The following is a 15,564-nucleotide window of genomic DNA, read 5'->3' as shown; positions in this document are numbered from 1 at the left end:
CCGGGTGGCGTCGTGGGCGGGACCGGGCGGGTGGGGGTGCAGTGTCGCGACGGGCTGCTCCCGTCCCGGCCAGGCCGGCGGCAGCCTCCAGCGAGGCTTGGCCGGCGGAAGGGGTGTCAAGGGGTGTAGTAGGGGTTGTGGTACGTCGCCCGGTCGCACGCGTCGGTGCCCCACCACCGGTGGTGGCACACCCACACGTCGATCGACCGGACGTAGGCCGCGGACACGCGGGTCGGGTCCGTCCAGGCCGTGGTCCTGCACTCGTCCGCGTAGCGCTTCCCGCCCGCGCCCTCGCTGCTCGTGCCCGGGTTCCACACGATCTGCCAGTACGAGCGGTGGCCGTCCCCACAGGTGTCGCCCAGCGACGACGCGGGGATCGTCAGGGAGCCGCGTGACTGCCAGTACGCCGTCGCGCTGAGCTGGCCGTAGGGGCTGGTGCGCGAGATGTCGGTGGCGACGGCCTGCTGTGCCGGGGCGGCCGGCGCGGCGGACAGGGCGAGTGAGGCGAGCGCGGCGCAGGCCACCGTGAGTTGGCGGAAGTACATGGGAACCCCCGATCGTCCTCGTGTCCGAACGGCGAGACCGGGAGGCCGGCCGGCGCCCCCGGACCCTCCTCCGCCTGGCGGTGCGGAGGCGGAAGCGGGTCTTGGAGGATGGCCAGGCCGCCATAAACGAGCCGTCTGGCGCCAGCCGTTCACGGTCAGCGGCCCCAGCGCAGTGCTGCCGTCTGCACCGGTGCGTCCCACAGCCGCAGCATGTCCTCGTCGGCCCGGCACAGCGTCACCGAGCACCCGGCCATGTCCAGCGAGGTGACGTAGTTGCCCACGAGGGTCCGGGCCACGGTGACGCTTCGAGCCGCCAGCACCCGCGCCACCTCCGCATGGAAGCCGTACAGCTCCAGGAGCGGCGTCGCGCCCATACCGTTCACCAGGGCCAGCACCGGCCCGTCTACCGGGGCCGCATTCGCCATGTCATCCAGCACGGCACCCACCGCGACTTCCGCGATCTCCCCTGCGGGCATCATCGGGTGCCGCTTGCGGCCCGGCTCGCCGTGGATCCCGATTCCCAGCTCGAGCTCGTCGTCCGGCAGGTCGAAGGTGGGACTGCCCTTGGCGGGGGTGGTGCAGGCCGTCAGCGCCACGCCGAAGCTGGCGCAGGCCTCGTTGACCCGCCGGGCGATCGCGGCGACCTGCTCGAGCGGCGCGCCCTCCTCCGCCGCCGCACCGGCGATCTTCTCGACGAAGAGCGTTCCCCCCGTGCCGCGACGCCCATCGGTGTAGAGGCTGTCGGTCACGGCGACGTCGTCGTTGACCAGCACCTGCTCGACCCGGATGCCGTCCTCCTCGACGAGCTCGGCCGCCATGTTGAAGTTCAGTACGTCCCCGGTGTAGTTCTTGACGACGAACAGGACTCCCCGGCCGGAGTCAACGGCCTTGGCCGCTCGCGCCATCTGGTCGGGCACGGGCGAGGTGAACACCTCACCGGGACAGGCGGCGGACAGCATTCCGGGTCCTACGAAGCCTGCGTGCAAGGGCTCGTGTCCGGAACCGCCACCGGAGACCAGACCGACCCGACCACCCTGCCGCGCGTCCCGGCGTACGACGATCCGGGCCTCGGTGTCCACGTCCAGTTCCGGGTGGGCCGCGGCCAGCCCGCGCAGGGCGTCGGCGACCACGGTCTGCGGAGTGTTGATCAGCATTTTCATCGTGTGCCTCCCGGTCGGAACCGGTGTGTGAGCAGCCCGGCCCCTTCACGGAGCGCGGAGCACGGAGCTCGAAGCAAGGAGCAGGGGCACCGAGCACCGAGCACCGAGCACTGAGCGCCGGGCAGGCCCGTCAGCGCGGGCGCGCCATACGAACAGTGTGCTGCCATGCCGTGGACATCGGCGAGCACTCGGGCGACGACCCGAGGAAGGACCGGGGTGCCGGAGCGGGCGGGCAGTGGCCCGCGCAGGACAGGACCGATCGGTTCGTGTTTCCGGCCCGGCCGACCCGCCTTACGCTGAAGCGGGGGCTCGGGGCAGTCGAATGCCGATCTTCGGGTCGGCGGGAAGCGGGAACCCCATGAGTGAGCGGCTCAAATCATCAGGGCTGGTCGGGGAACTCTCAGCCGAGTTCGCCGGCACCATGATCCTCATCTTGTTCGGCTGCGGTGTCGTGGCCCAGGTGGTGGCCGGCGGAGCCCTGACGGACCCCGCGGGCGGACTCGGAAACCACGACAGCATCGCCTGGGCCTGGGGCCTGGGCGTGACCCTGGGCGTCTATGCCGCGGCAAGGCTGAGCGGCGCCCACCTCAACCCTGCGGTGACCGTGGCCCTGGCCGCCTTCAAGGGCTTCCCGTGGAGCAGGGTGGCCCCCTACGCGCTGGCCCAGCTCGCCGGAGCCTTCGTCGCCGCCCTGATCGTCCGCTGGAACTACTCCGAGGCGTTGGCCAAGGCGGACCCCGGCCACACCATCAAGACGCAGGGCGTCTTCTCCACGCTCCCGGCCAACGGGAACCCGAACCTGCCGGTGACCGAGTGGGGCGCACTGCGCGACCAGATCATCGGCACCGCGCTCCTGCTCCTGCTGATCTTCGCGGTGACGGACCTGCTGGGCACGCCGCCCGGAGCCAACCTGGCACCGTTCATCGTCGGCCTGATCGTCGTCGCGATCGGCATGGCGTGGGGCACCAACGCCGGGTACGCGATCAACCCGGCCCGTGACCTCGGCCCCCGTCTGGCCAGCTTCATCACCGGCTACGGCACGGCATGGAGGGACCAGTACGGCAACTTCTACTTCTGGGTGCCGATCATCGGCCCGTTCGTCGGCGGTCTGCTGGGGGCGGCCATCTACAAGCTGCTCATCGGCAGGTTCCTGCCGACCGCCGAACCGGAGCCTCCCGGACGCGTACCGGCACCGGAAGAGAGCTGACCTGATCCGCGGCAACCGCGGCGCAGGGCACCACACCTCCCGTCCCGGACCGGACGACAGCCCCACACACGGCATCCCAAAGGAGGCGGCACCCCATGGCTGACTTCGTCGGCGCAGTGGACCAGGGGACCACGAGCACCCGTTTCATGATCTTCGACCACGACGGCAACGAGGTGGCGCGGCACCAGCTGGAGCACTCCCAGATCCTTCCGCGATCGGGGTGGGTCGAACACGACCCCGTGGAGATATGGGAACGCACCAACTCGGTGATCCAGAACGCGCTCCGGCACGGAAACCTCGACGCCTCCGACCTGGCGGCCGTCGGCATCACCAACCAGCGCGAGACGACCGTCGTCTGGGACCCCCGCACGGGACGCCCGTACTACAACGCCATCGTCTGGCAGGACACCCGTACCGACTCCATCGCCGCCGCCCTGGAGCGCGGTGGCCAGGGCGACGTCATCCGCCGCAAGGCGGGGCTTCCACCGGCCACGTACTTCTCGGGCGGCAAGATCCAGTGGATCCTCGAGAACGTCGACGGCGTGCGGGAGGCCGCCGAGCAGGGGCACGCCCTCTTCGGCAACACCGACTGCTGGGTGCTGTGGAACCTGACCGGTGGACCCGATGGCGGCGTCCACGCCACCGATGTCACCAACGCCAGCCGCACGATGCTCATGGATCTGGAGACCCTCGACTGGGACGACGAACTGCTCGGCTTCTTCGGCGTACCCCGGGCCATGCTGCCCACCATCAACCCGTCCTCCCACCCGGAGGCGTACGGGCGCACCCGCACCTCCCGCCCGCTGCGCGAAGCCATCCCGATCACCGGTGTCCTCGGCGACCAGCAGGCGGCGACCGTCGGCCAGGTCTGCTACGCCCCCGGCGAGGCGAAGAACACCTACGGAACCGGCAACTTCCTGGTGCTCAACACCGGGACGGAACTGGTCCGTTCGCAACACGGCCTGCTGACGACCGTGGCGTACCAGTTCGGCGACAGCCCGGCGGTCTACGCCCTCGAAGGATCCATCGCGGTGACGGGCTCTGCCGTGCAGTGGCTGCGCGACCAGCTGAAGATCATCGGAGATGCCGCCGAGAGCGAGCGCCTGGCGAGCACCGTCGAGGACAGCGGCGGCATCTACTTCGTCCCGGCCTTCTCCGGCCTGTTCGCCCCATACTGGCGTTCCGACGCCCGCGGCGCGATCGTCGGCCTGGCCCGCTACCACGACAACGGCCACCTGGCCCGGGCGACCCTGGAAGCCATCTGCTACCAGACCCGCGACGTGGTGGAAGCCATGGAACAGGACTCCGGCGTCCACCTCGACGTGCTCAAGGTGGACGGTGGTGTCACGGCCAACGACCTCTGCATGCAGACCCAGGCCGACGTCCTCGGCGTACCGGTCAGCCGTCCCGTCGTCGCCGAGACGACCGCGCTCGGCGCCGCCTACGCGGCCGGCCTCGCCACCGGCTTCTGGCGGGACACGGACGAACTGCGCACCCACTGGCAGGAGTCGAAGCGCTGGGCCCCCCAGTGGCCGGAGGAACGACGCAGGGAAGGGTACGAGGGCTGGAAGCGGGCGGTGGAGCGGACGCTCGACTGGGCCAAGGTCGAATAGCTGCAGCCGCCCCGCCCGCGGCACCGAGGAGGAGAGCGACCATGGTCGATCCGGTGGCCCTGTCACCCGGGGCCCGCACCCAGGCCCTCGCCGCCATGGGCAAGGGTGAACTCGACATCCTCGTCGTCGGAGGCGGCGTCGTCGGCAGCGGAACCGCCCTTGACGCCGCCACCCGGGGCCTGAGCGTCGGACTCGTCGAAGCCCGCGACTGGGCCTCGGGCACGTCCAGCCGCTCCAGCAAACTCATCCACGGCGGCCTGCGCTACCTGGAGATGCTCGACTTCCGACTCGTCGCCGAAGCCCTCAAGGAAAGGGGCCTTCTGCTCCGGTTCCTCGCCCCGCACCTGGTGCGCCCGGTTCCGTTCCTCTACCCGCTGCAACACCGCGCCACCGAGCGCTGGTACGTCGGCAGCGGTGTGCTGCTGTACGACGCGATGGCCCGGGCCTCCGGGACCTCCGGAGGCCTGCCCCGCCACCGCCACCTGAGCAGGCGCGCCGCCCTGCGCGAAGCGCCCGCCCTGCGGTCCGACGCCCTGGTGGGCGCCATCCAGTACTGGGACGCCCAGGTCGACGATGCCCGGCACACCCTGTTCCTCACCCGTACGGCCGCCTCGTACGGGGCACTGACCGCGAACCGCACCCGCGTCAGCCGCTTCCTGCGCCAGGGCGAGCGCGTGGTCGGCGCCGTCGTCACGGACCTGGAGAGCGGCGACGAGACGGAGGTCCGGGCCAAGCAGGTCATCAACGCGACCGGGGTGTGGACGGACGACACGCAGGCCATGGCCGGCACCCGCGGCCAGTTCCACGTCCGCGCCTCCAAGGGCGTCCACCTGCTCGTTCCCCGTGACCGCATCAACTCCCGCACCGGTCTGATCCTGCGCACCGAGAAGAGCGTGCTCTTCGTCATTCCCTGGGGCCGGCACTGGATCATCGGGACCACCGACACCGACTGGACGCTCGACAAGGCCCACCCCGCCCTCAGTTCCAAGGACGTCACCTACCTGCTGGAACACGTCAACAGCGTCCTGGCCACCCCCCTGGTCCCCGAGGACGTCGAGGGTGTCTACGCGGGCCTGCGCCCCCTGCTGTCCGGCGAGGCGGCGGAGACCAGCAAGCTGTCCCGGGAACACCTCGTCGCCCATCCGGTGCCCGGCCTCGTGGTGGTGGCGGGCGGCAAGTACACCACGTACCGGGTGATGGCCCAGCACGCGGTCGACGAGGCCGCCCGGGCGCTGGACGAGAAGGTCCCCGACTGCGTCACGCACCGCGTCCCGCTGCTGGGCGCCGACGGCTACCCGGCACTGTGGAACTCCCGGCACCGGCTCGCCGAGCGCTCCGGGCTCCATGTCGCCCGCATCGAACACCTCCTGAACCGCTACGGCTCCCTGGCGCCCGAACTGCTCGCCCTGGTGGCGGCCGACCCCTCGCTCGGCGAGGCACTGCCGAGCTCCGACGACTACCTGAGGGTCGAGGCCGTCTACGCGGTCACCCACGAGGCGGCCCGCCACCTGGAGGACGTGCTCGCCCGGCGCACCCGGATCTCCATCGAGTCCTGGGACCGCGGGGTGGACGCGGCGCCGACCGTGGCCCGGATGATGGCGCCCCACCTGGGATGGGACCGGGCGCACCAGGAGCGCGAGGTCGACCACTACCTGAAGCGTGTGGCCGCGGAACGCGAGGCCCAGCAACAACCGGACGACCGGACCGCCGACGCCGTCCGGCTCGGCGCCCCCGACATCATCCCGGTGAACTGACCGGGCTCCAGACCATCGGGTGCCGTGCTCGGCGGTGCGTCTGCGCAGTTCGAGGCCTCGGTGTTGCTCGCGGCCCGCCTGCCGTCGTCGGCGCATCCGCGGCTTAGGCGGCGCCCTTCTCGTCGTCGGTCCGGAAGGTGATGACGTCGACTTCGTCGGTTCCCGTCAGATCCGGGTAGTGGCCCTTGAGGGCTTCCCGGAGTTCGGCTGCGGTCGTCAGCCCCTCAGCTTGGGCGTCCCGGTCGGTGAGGTCACCGACCAGGCAGTGCCTGATGCCGGTCACCTCTGCCGGCAGGACGACTTCCGGGTCGCTCTCGAACACCAGCCGTGCCGGGCCAGGCTGTGCCGGGTCCCGGAAGCGGGTGGTCCTGGTCTTGGCGCCGGAGCGGACGACGTCGAGGTAGCGGGGGTTGAACCGGATGATCGGGGGACCGGTCGTCTCGGGGTCCTGGTAGAGCAATGGGTCGAGACCGTTCATGCCCGCCTCCGGGGTCCATCGCTGAGCCAGCGGCATCAGGTCGGCGGCGAGCACGGACCTGAGCCCCGCGGGGGTGGGCACGATGACGCGCATGGTGGGGTAGTAGTCCACGAAGACCTGCCGATCGCGCCCGCACGGGCCGATGACCCCGCGCCCGTGGTTTCCCACGGCGACGATGCAGCGCATCTGGCGGGCGCCCTGGGCCCGCGCAGCTCCCAGAGCCACGAGTTCGGCGCAGGGCCCGCCGGTGAAGTGGTAGAGGTTCACCCCGGCGAACATCCGGTAGTCGGCGGCCATGACCGCGGCGCCCACCGTGTGGATCCCGTCTTCGTCGGGCCCGGCGTCGGTATGCGCGTCTATGGTGCGGCGTGCCAGCTCCACGAGCTCACGCTCGTCATCATCGAGAGCTCGTACAGATGACGGGACGTACACCTTTTTGACCTTCCCTTCCTTCAGCACTCGCCCAAGATCATTCCACGCCGCGCAGGCGGGCTCCACAGGGTTTCGGCCTGCCTTCGCCGGACCCCTGGAAGAGAGCATCGTCAGGGGCCGTCCCCTGGAAGGCGAAGCGCTGTCGCAGGGGCTGGGCGGGATGTGGAGGGTGGCGGTGTCGTAGTCGCCGAAGCGCAGCTCGTCGTCTCTGCGGTGCGGGCTGGGCGCGGCGACGTCGTCGGGGCCCGGCTCCCCGCCCTGGGCGGCCATCTGGCGCAGTGCGTCGGTCATGTCGACGGTGGGGAGAAGTTGATGCTGTCGGCCGTCGCATCGCGACGGCCGGGGAGCTCCGCCGCGTCCGCCGGCAGACCCCGGCGGCCACGGCCGGATCGGGCGCGACCGGCAGGGCCGGGCTCGGACGGGAACCTCTCACCCGGTCCGCCCGTCATCTCCTGAGGACTGCCGCAGACTTGATGCCCCAGCAGCTCTTCACCACCGAGGTACGAGGAGATCCATGGTCGACACCGTCAACTCACTGGCCACCCGTTATCACGAAGTGCTGGTGGAGATCCTGACCAAGGGACCCGCCGTGGCGGGCACCAGGGGCGTCCACGACGTCGTCGCGCGTGCCACGGCGCTCGGTCCCGACGGTGCGTGGCTCGCCGCTGCGGGCCGTGCGAGCCTCGCCGGGCTGGCATGCGCTCAGGGGCAGGGGGACCTGGCCATCCTCCACCTCGAGGCCGCGGTGTCGGACGGCTTCAACGACTGCGTGGCGCTCCACCTCCCCCTCATACGCCCGCTGCACCAAGACCCCCGCTTCCAAGCCCTCTACCAGCGGATACGCATCACCCAGGCCGACCTCGACGAGTTCTACTGGATGCACCAGGAAATGCAGATCATGATGAGGGACGCGCAGCAGGCGAGTGTGGACAACATCGGCCGCCTCGACACCGGGGTGTCGCTGCTCCCGCAGGCCCCCATGCCGACCCGCGAACCGGACACCCTCGGCGTCCTGATCACCCGCATCGAACTGGCCGCGACCCAGAGCGCACTCCAACAGGCGGCCCTGCAGGCCGACTTCCAGCGCAGTGCCGGCAACACCAGCCTCAGCCTCATCGACGACTCGTGGGACTACGCCCGCGCCAGGCGTGATGCCTGGTACGCCGATGACCTGGACTCCCAGCGCCTGCGGGCCGCCGCGGGCCGGGTCTTCGTCGAACGCCCCGGCGCCGGCACCACGCTCATGCCCTGCCCGCCGCTGGGCTCGATCGCCTACCCGGGCTGAGCAGAGCCGCCGCGCCGGCTCGGCGGCCGGTTCACCACGCCCCCGCCGACCGCGGCGGCGTGGTGGCACAGACGCTCAGGCTCGGGTCAGCCCGTCTTCTCCGAGACCGTCGAGAACGAACCCGTTTTCGAAGCGCACCTTGTACCTCATCTGAGAGCCGACTCCGGCGTCGTACGACCCGTGCCCGACGACCTGCTGACGGAATTGCTCGACGAGGCTGGCCGCGAAGCCCGTGAGCTGGACCTGGCGGATCTGCTGATCGAACATCGCGACCTGCTCCTGCGCGAAGCTGCTGGCTGCCTGTCCCGCGCCCGTGACGATGCCCTCCAAGCCCTCGCCCAGGAACAGCGGACCTGGGAAGCCGATCCTGACCGGGGTGTCGTTCGCGGTGATCTGCACGTCCCGGGTCAGCCTCACCTTGGCGCCGATCTCGTACGGCATGGGTGTTCCCCCCTCGTTCGATCTTGGCCGTGACCCTGGCAAGCGTAGGGGAGATGCCACGGAAGGAAAGGGCGTCCGGCAAGATCACGAGCCGCGGGGGAGCCGTAGGCATACCGTAGGAACGGAGGGCGGAAGAACGAACAGACGCGCCCCGGAGGTAGGGCATGAGCGGAGGCGACGGCTTCACCTCGGACGTGGTGCTCCACGTCAACGGTGAGACGCACACCCTGCACGTGGACCACAGGGTGACGCTTCTCGACGCGCTCCGTGAGCACCTCGGGCTCACCGGGGCGAAGAAGGGCTGCGACCACGGGCAGTGCGGAGCGTGCACCGTCCTGCTGGACGGGAGGCGCGTGGACAGCTGCCTGGTGCTCGCCGCCGCCGTGGACGGGGCGCAGGTGACGACCGTCGAGGGACTGGCCACCGAGGGGCGGCTCCACCCCCTGCAGGAGGCTTTCCTGGCCCGGGACGCCTTCCAGTGCGGGTACTGCACACCGGGACAGCTGTGCTCGGCCGTAGGCATGCTCTCCGAAGGGGCCCGGGACGGCGGAGAAGCCCGGGAACCGTCGCGGTGGGACAGGGCCGAGATCGCGGAGCGCATGAGCGGCAACCTGTGCCGCTGCGGGGCCTACCCCCGGATCGTCGACGCCGTCCGGGACGTGATCGCATGAAGGCGTTCGCGTACGTCCGACCCGCCGACCTGGCCGGTGCGGTTGAGGCGCACGGCGGCCGGCCGGGCTCCGCCTACCTGGCCGGCGGCACCAACCTCGTGGACCTGATGAAGCTGGGCGTGGCCGAGCCGGACACCGTCGTGGACGTGAGCCGGCTCCTCGACAGCAGCGTGACGCGTACGTCCGACGGCGGGCTGCGGATCGGTGCCGGCGTCCGCAACGCCGACCTGGCCGCCCACCCGCTCGTCGGCGGGTGCCCCGTCGTGGCCCAGGCCCTGCTGTCCGGGGCCTCCGCCCAGATACGCAACATGGCGACCACGGGCGGCAACCTCCTCCAGCGCACACGCTGCCCCTACTTCCAGGACACCGCCAAACCCTGCAACAAACGCCGCCCCGGAAGCGGCTGCGGCGCCCTCGACGGCATCACCCGGGACCACGCCGTCCTCGGCCACTCCCCGTCCTGCGTCGCCACCCACCCCTCCGACCTCGCCGTGGCGCTGGCCGCCGTCGACGCCGAGGTGGAACTCCTCGGTCCCGCCGACGGGAGGCTCCGGACCGTTCCCGTCGGCGACTTCATCCGGCTGCCCGGCGACCGGCCGGAGCGGGACACCCTGCTGGAGCCGGGCGAGCTCCTGACCGCCGTCCTGCTCCCGGCCGGAGCCTTCGGCGTGCCGTCGCGGTACCGCAAGGTCCGCGACCGGGCCTCGTACGCCTTCGCCCTGGTCTCGGTCGCCGCGCTCCTGGAGCTGTCGGACGGCCGCGTGCGGCGCGTGGCGCTGGCCTTCGGCGGGCTCGCCCACCGCCCCTGGCGGGCCCGCACGGCCGAAGAGCTCCTGCTGGGCGAGGAACCCGCTGCGGGCGTCCTGCGCACCGCGGTGGAGGCCGAGCTGAGCAGAGCACGTCCACGGCCCGACAACGCGTTCAAGGTGGAGCTGGCGCGCAACCTGGCCTGTGAGGTGCTCGACGGCCTCGTCTCGGCCTGCGTCTCCACCGGGCCCACCTGATCGGTGGGCTGCGAGGCGCCACCGGGCGGACGAAGCAACGGGAGCGACGGCAGAGACGGGAGCGACGGGAGCGACGGGAGCGATCATGAAAGCGGAATTCCCCTCCACCGCGCAGGCCACCGCGCAGCCCACTGCGCAGGCCATTGTGCCGGGGAGGCGCGCCGTCCGGCGGGAGGGGCCCGAGAAGGTCACCGGCCGTGCCCGCTACGCCGCCGACCACACGCCGCCCGGCTGCCTCCACGCCTGTCCGGTCCCCGCCACCGTCGGCCCGGGCCGGGTGCTGACCGTCGACACCGCCGCAGCCCTCGCCGTGCCGGGCGCCGTCGCCGTCCTCACCCCCTTCGACGCGCCGCGGCTGGGAGCCGCCGACGACCCGACGCTGCTGGTGCTCCAAGGACCCCAGGTACCGCACCGCGGCTGGTACGTGGCCCTGGCCGTCGCCGAGGGGCCCGAGGCGGCCCAGGCATGCGCCGAAGCCGTCCGTATCGCGTACGAGACCACCGGTTTCGACGTCACGCTGCGCGAGGAGCACCCGGGTGCGTACACGCCCGACCAGGTCAACGGCGGTTATCCGGCCGTCCGGTCGAAGGGCGACGCCACCGCCGCCTTCCGCACGGCCCCCGTCCGCGTCGACTGCCGGTACACGGTTCCGCCGCTGCACAACCACCCCATGGAACCGCACGCCGCCACCGCCCACTGGGACCCGGCTGCGGAGCACCTGACCGTGTACGACTCCAGCCAGGGGTCGACGATGGTCCGCACCGTTCTGGCCTCCCTGTTCGACCTGCCCGAAGAGCGCATCACCGTCGACTCGGGTCACGTCGGGGGCGGCTTCGGCGCCAAGGGCACCCCGCGGCCGCACGTCGTGCTCGCCGTGATGGCCTCCCTGCGCACCGGGCGCCCCGTCAAACTCGCGCTCCCACGCCGTCACATGGCCGCGGTGGTCGGCCATCGGGCGGCCACGCTGCACCGGCTGCGGCTGGGGGCGCGCGAGGACGGCACCCTCACGGCAGTGGCCCACGAGGTGACCACCCACACCTCCCGGGTACGCGAGTTCGTCGAGCAGGCAGCCGTCCCCGCCCGCGTCATGTACGCCGCGCCGGCGCTCCTCACGGCGCACGAGGTCGTGCCACTGGACGTGCCCACCCCCTCCTGGATGCGGGCCCCCGGAGAGGCTCCGGGCATGTACGCCCTGGAGTCGGCCATGGACGAACTCGCGGACGCCCTGGGAATGGACCCCGTCGCCCTGCGCATCCGCAACGAACCGCAGGCCGAACCCGACAGCGGCCGCCCCTTCAGCAGCCGCGGACTCGTGGAGTGCCTCCGGGCGGGAGCCACCCGGTTCGCGTGGCCCGCGTGTCGGGCGCCCCGGCGGGAGGGCAGCCTGCTCATCGGAGCCGGCGTCGCCGCGTCGACGTATCCGGTGTGGGCGGCCGCGTCCTCGGCGAGGGCCCACGCCCGGGCCGACGGCACCTATCTGGTCGAGGTCAATGCCACGGACATCGGCACGGGCGCGCGGACCGTGCTCGGTGACATCGCCGCCGAGACCCTCGGCGTGGCGCCGGAACGGGTCGCCGTGGCGATCGGCAACACGGGACTGCCCGCCGCCTCGCTGGCCGGGGGCTCCTCGGGGACGGGGTCCTGGGGGTGGGCCGTGCACGACGCGTGCGTGGCCCTGGCCTCGTCGGTGGCACGGCACGGCGGTGCCGTCCCGGACGGCGGGCTGACGGTCTCCGCGGACACCACGGCGTCGGCGAAGCAGCGGTCACCCTACGCACGGCATGCCTTCGGGGCGCAGTTCGCCGAGGTCCGGGTGGACACGGTGACCGGCGAAGTACGCGTGGCCCGGATGCTCGGCGTGTTCGCCGCGGGGCGGATCCTCAACCCCGACACCGCGCGCTCGCAGCTCGTCGGGGGCATGGTGATGGGGCTGGGCATGGCCCTGACGGAGGGCAGTGCCCTCGACCCCGGGTTCGGGGACTTCACGGCCGTCGACCTGGCCTCGTACCACGTACCCGTGCACGCGGACGTACCGGATATCCAGGTGGCCTGGCTCGACGAACACGACAAGCACCTCAACCCCATGGGCAGCAAGGGCATCGGCGAGATCGGCATCGTGGGCACGGCCGCGGCGGTCGGCAATGCCGTGGCCCGGGCGACCGGACGCCGGATCCGGACCCTTCCCCTCACCCCGGACCGGGTGCTCACCGCCCTGTCCTCCGGGCCCTGAACCCGCCACGGTCTCCGGCGGTGCCGAGCACGGAGCACACCGGCACCGGGTGGAGCCGCGACGCCCTCGGACGCCGGTGACCGAGCACCTTCAGGGCGGCCCTGCCGGGCCGCCCCGGCGCTGCTGCCGCCCGTTGTTCAGCCGGTCGGGGGCTGCCAGGGCTGGAACCACGGGTCGGGCCACTGCTCGGCGGCGGCCAGCAGGGGGAACAGGGTGGCGCCGTCGATGGTTTCGCGGATGATGTCGGCGTGACCGCCGTGTCGGGAGGTCTCCTCGATGAGGTGCAGCAGCACCCAGCGAACGGACCAGTTCTTCACGTCGGCGGGGAACCACGGCAGTCCCTGGGGGACGGGCACGGCCTGGCCCAGATCGGCTGTTGCGGCGATCACCGCGTCCGTCTCCCGGGCGGCGGACTCGTACTGGTCCAGTACGTCCGCGAGCGTCTCCTCCCCGGTGAGCACGAATTCGGCGGAGTCGCTCTCGTCTGCCGTCCGCTGTGGGCCGCGCTCCCGCTGGAGGATCAGGTCGGTCCATCCGGCCTCGCACCGCGCGGCGTGCTTGATGAGACCGCCGATGCTCAGTTCGCTGGCGGTGGGCGTCATCCTCGCCTGATCGTCCGTCAGTCCGTGGGCGGTGGCGCGCAGAGCCTGGCGCTGGTGGGTGAGGTAGGCGAGAAGGCCTTCGCGCTCGTCGGCGATCGGCGGTACGTGTGCGGGCATGGGCTGACCCTCTCTCCCGGAGAAAGGGCTGGTCAACCCCTCGTGAAAAAACTTTCAGTTCCTTGCGCAAGATCGGGGCGTGCCGCTGAGGTATCAGGCGGAGAGGCGTCCCGCCCGTCGCCGAGGAGCGCACAGCGCTGACCACCTGCCTGGACCGCCGACAACGCGCGCTACGGGTCACGGCTTACGGTCTGCCGAAGAGCAGGCTCGCACGGCGGCCTCTGCGAGCCGGCTGAGCATCGGCGGTCTCATCGAGCACGCCGCACGGTGCGAGGCTTTCCGGACCGGCCTCGTCCTTGAGCGGCAGCCCACGTTCGCGTCCTGGCCGGCGGACGCGGAGCCGGCGCGCCATCGCCGTGGGGCTCCCCGAGGACGACGAGCCCTGCGGAGAGTCCCTCGCGGCGCGCGTGGAGCAAGGAGGATCGCCGCCGCACGGAGCGACCGCGGTCCGCTCGTCCCACTCGGATCGAATTCGTCCGCGTCACAGCTCCGCGCGGGGGCAAGCGCGTCCGTATGACATCGAATACGACCGCGGTGCTCGCCTGGGCCGCCGAATCCGGACCCGTGTGGCTGCACCTCCTGGTGGTGGCCTTCGCCCTCGTCGTGCTGGTGACCACCCTGGCAAAGCACAGGTAGCCCTCCCGTGTTGTTCCTGGCGCTGCTCGTCCCGCCCCTGCTGATGTGCGCGGCACTCGGGCTCGGCCGGTACGAGGAGCACGTACTGGGGCCCACGGGAGTGTCCGGAGTACCGAAACCGGCGGCGGCCCGGGGCAGACACCGGCGCCGCGCCCGCTCCGTGTTCACCGGCCGTACCGCGCGCACGTCGCGAGCGCGCCGTGCGCATGGGCCTTCCGACCTGCGCTGAGCCCGCGCAGCCCTTCCGGGCCGCGCCGCCGCGGTACAGCGGCGGGGTCGGGCCGATTCGGGCGGCTCTACCTTCTTGATCGGGTTGATCGAGCCATTCGTAGGGTCGGGTCGCCCAGGGGTGCTGGGTGTGGCTGTCAGGCGGCTGCCGTCTCGTGGCTTCCCTTGCTTCGCCGCCCGACGCCCCACGACGACTCGGCCGCCGATGAGGAAGTGCGAACACGTCGCTGAGTAGAGCAATGCCGGCGAGGTCGTCCGTGGCACGAAGAGTACGAACGAGTGCGTCAGGAGCGCGATGAGCCGGATGTGGGCGGGGATCGACAGCGGCAAGGGCCACCATCACGGCCTCGCCCTGGACGCGGACGGCATGACGCTGCTGTCGCGGCGGGTCGCCAACGACGAGCCCGAACTGCTGAAGCTGATCGGCGATGTCCTGGACCTGGCCGACGGCCGTGAGGTCACCTGGGCCATCGACATGACCGGCGGTGAGCCCGTGCTGCTGCTGGCCCTGCTGGTCAGCCACGACCAAGAGGTCCTCTACATGCCCGGCCGACTGGTCAACCGGGCGTCCGACGGCTACCGCGGCGAGGGCAAGACCGACGCCCGCGACGCCTACGTCATCGCCGACCAGGCCCGGATGCGCCGCGAGAAGACCATCGCCCAACTGGTCCACACCCTGGCCGAGGAGGTGATGGCCCTCAACGAGCAGATCCGAGAGATGGACAAGCTCATCGAGGGCAGGTTTCGCGAGCACGAACTCGCCGACGTCATCCTGAGCGTCCCTGGCATGCAACCCTCGGGGCCGAGTTCCTGGCCGCTGTCGGCGGCGACCTGGACGAGTTCGACTCGCCGGACGCCCTGGCGGCCTTCGCCGGCGTCGCCCCGGCACCACGCGACTCGGGCAAGGTCAGCGGCAACCTCCACCGGCCGGTCACCTACCACCGACGACTCCAGCGGGTCTTCTACACCTCCGCGCTCGTCAGCGTTCAGTTCGACCCGCACTCGCGGAAGTTCTATGACCGCAAACGCGCCGAGGGGAAGAAACACGTCCAGGCCGTGCTCGCCCTCGCCCGCCGACGCGTCAACGTCATCTGGGCCCTGATCCGTGACCGACGGTGCTACGAAGTGGCACCACCAGTGACTACAGCCGCTTGACAACAG

At 71.5% G+C, this 15,564-nt stretch carries 13 protein-coding genes and 1 pseudogene; 9 read left to right on the top strand and 5 right to left on the bottom strand.

All coding sequences use genetic code 11. The features are described from left to right. Positions 1 to 116: 116 nt before the first annotated feature. Positions 117 to 545 carry a hypothetical protein gene (locus tag ACSHWO_RS01685; protein ID WP_438309728.1) on the bottom strand — a complete coding sequence of 143 codons (429 nt, stop codon included), beginning with the start codon at positions 543 to 545 and terminating at the stop codon, positions 117 to 119. A 155-nt stretch (positions 546 to 700) separates the two neighbouring features. Continuing rightward, positions 701 to 1,705, bottom strand: coding sequence for a dihydroxyacetone kinase subunit DhaK (gene dhaK / locus ACSHWO_RS01680; RefSeq protein WP_438309727.1), 1,005 nt, complete (start codon positions 1,703 to 1,705; stop codon positions 701 to 703). Positions 1,706 to 2,063: 358 nt separating this feature from the next. On the opposite strand from dhaK, the gene ACSHWO_RS01675 reads away from it, so the two are divergent. From ACSHWO_RS01675 to ACSHWO_RS01665, 3 genes are all read left to right on the top strand, one after another. Next, a complete protein-coding gene (locus ACSHWO_RS01675) occupies positions 2,064 to 2,912 on the top strand; it encodes an MIP/aquaporin family protein (RefSeq protein ID WP_438309725.1) in 849 nt (282 codons plus the stop codon). Between the two features lie 95 nt (positions 2,913 to 3,007). Further along, the gene (gene glpK / locus ACSHWO_RS01670) at positions 3,008 to 4,525 is read left to right on the top strand and encodes a glycerol kinase GlpK (RefSeq protein ID WP_404236108.1); all 1,518 of its coding nucleotides are present in this window, start codon (positions 3,008 to 3,010) and stop codon (positions 4,523 to 4,525) included. Positions 4,526 to 4,566: 41 nt separating this feature from the next. Then, on the top strand, positions 4,567 to 6,279 hold the full coding sequence (locus ACSHWO_RS01665; RefSeq protein ID WP_438309724.1) for a glycerol-3-phosphate dehydrogenase/oxidase: 1,713 nt from the start codon (positions 4,567 to 4,569) through the stop codon (positions 6,277 to 6,279). 103 nt (positions 6,280 to 6,382) lie between these two features. On the opposite strand, the gene ACSHWO_RS01660 is transcribed toward ACSHWO_RS01665, so the two are convergent. Then, positions 6,383 to 7,480: an ASCH domain-containing protein gene (locus ACSHWO_RS01660; RefSeq protein WP_438309723.1), complete on the bottom strand. Its 1,098-nt coding sequence runs from the start codon at positions 7,478 to 7,480 to the stop codon at positions 6,383 to 6,385. A gap of 223 nt (positions 7,481 to 7,703) precedes the next feature. Here ACSHWO_RS01660 and ACSHWO_RS01655 point away from each other — a divergent pair, with 223 nt between their 5' ends. Beyond that, positions 7,704 to 8,474: a hypothetical protein gene (locus tag ACSHWO_RS01655; protein ID WP_438309722.1), complete on the top strand. Its 771-nt coding sequence runs from the start codon at positions 7,704 to 7,706 to the stop codon at positions 8,472 to 8,474. 75 nt (positions 8,475 to 8,549) lie between these two features. On the opposite strand, the gene ACSHWO_RS01650 is transcribed toward ACSHWO_RS01655, so the two are convergent. Next, the gene (locus ACSHWO_RS01650; RefSeq protein ID WP_438309721.1) at positions 8,550 to 8,915 is read right to left on the bottom strand and encodes a hypothetical protein; all 366 of its coding nucleotides are present in this window, start codon (positions 8,913 to 8,915) and stop codon (positions 8,550 to 8,552) included. Between the two features lie 164 nt (positions 8,916 to 9,079). On the opposite strand from ACSHWO_RS01650, the gene ACSHWO_RS01645 reads away from it, so the two are divergent. The 3 genes from ACSHWO_RS01645 (at position 9,080) to ACSHWO_RS01635 (ending at position 12,820) form a co-directional block, all read left to right on the top strand. Beyond that, positions 9,080 to 9,586 (top strand): (2Fe-2S)-binding protein, encoded by a 507-nt coding sequence (locus ACSHWO_RS01645; RefSeq protein WP_385848594.1) that lies wholly within the window; start codon positions 9,080 to 9,082, stop codon positions 9,584 to 9,586. After that, positions 9,583 to 10,590 (top strand): FAD binding domain-containing protein, encoded by a 1,008-nt coding sequence (locus ACSHWO_RS01640; RefSeq protein WP_438309720.1) that lies wholly within the window; start codon positions 9,583 to 9,585, stop codon positions 10,588 to 10,590. The genes ACSHWO_RS01645 and ACSHWO_RS01640 overlap by 4 nt, the downstream gene beginning before the upstream one ends. 85 nt (positions 10,591 to 10,675) lie before the next feature. Continuing rightward, positions 10,676 to 12,820, top strand: coding sequence for a xanthine dehydrogenase family protein molybdopterin-binding subunit (locus ACSHWO_RS01635; RefSeq protein ID WP_438309719.1), 2,145 nt, complete (start codon positions 10,676 to 10,678; stop codon positions 12,818 to 12,820). Positions 12,821 to 12,957: 137 nt separating this feature from the next. Here the strand turns inward: ACSHWO_RS01635 and ACSHWO_RS01630 are convergent, their stop codons facing one another. Beyond that, positions 12,958 to 13,539, bottom strand: coding sequence for a DinB family protein (locus tag ACSHWO_RS01630; protein WP_438309718.1), 582 nt, complete (start codon positions 13,537 to 13,539; stop codon positions 12,958 to 12,960). 513 nt (positions 13,540 to 14,052) lie between these two features. On the opposite strand from ACSHWO_RS01630, the gene ACSHWO_RS01625 reads away from it, so the two are divergent. Next, entirely contained in the window at positions 14,053 to 14,175 is a 123-nt protein-coding gene (locus tag ACSHWO_RS01625) for a hypothetical protein (protein WP_385848590.1), read from the top strand. A gap of 523 nt (positions 14,176 to 14,698) precedes the next feature. Beyond that, a pseudogene (locus ACSHWO_RS01620) lies at positions 14,699 to 15,558 on the top strand (IS110 family transposase). Positions 15,559 to 15,564 lie beyond the last annotated feature (6 nt).

The sequence above is a fragment of the Streptomyces pallidus (ex Mingjun et al. 2026) genome, assembly GCF_051550185.1.
Lineage (GTDB): Bacteria > Actinomycetota > Actinomycetes > Streptomycetales > Streptomycetaceae > Streptomyces.
The sequence above is the reverse complement of the archived record's forward strand: the minus strand, read 5'-3'. Positions and strand labels throughout refer to the sequence as shown.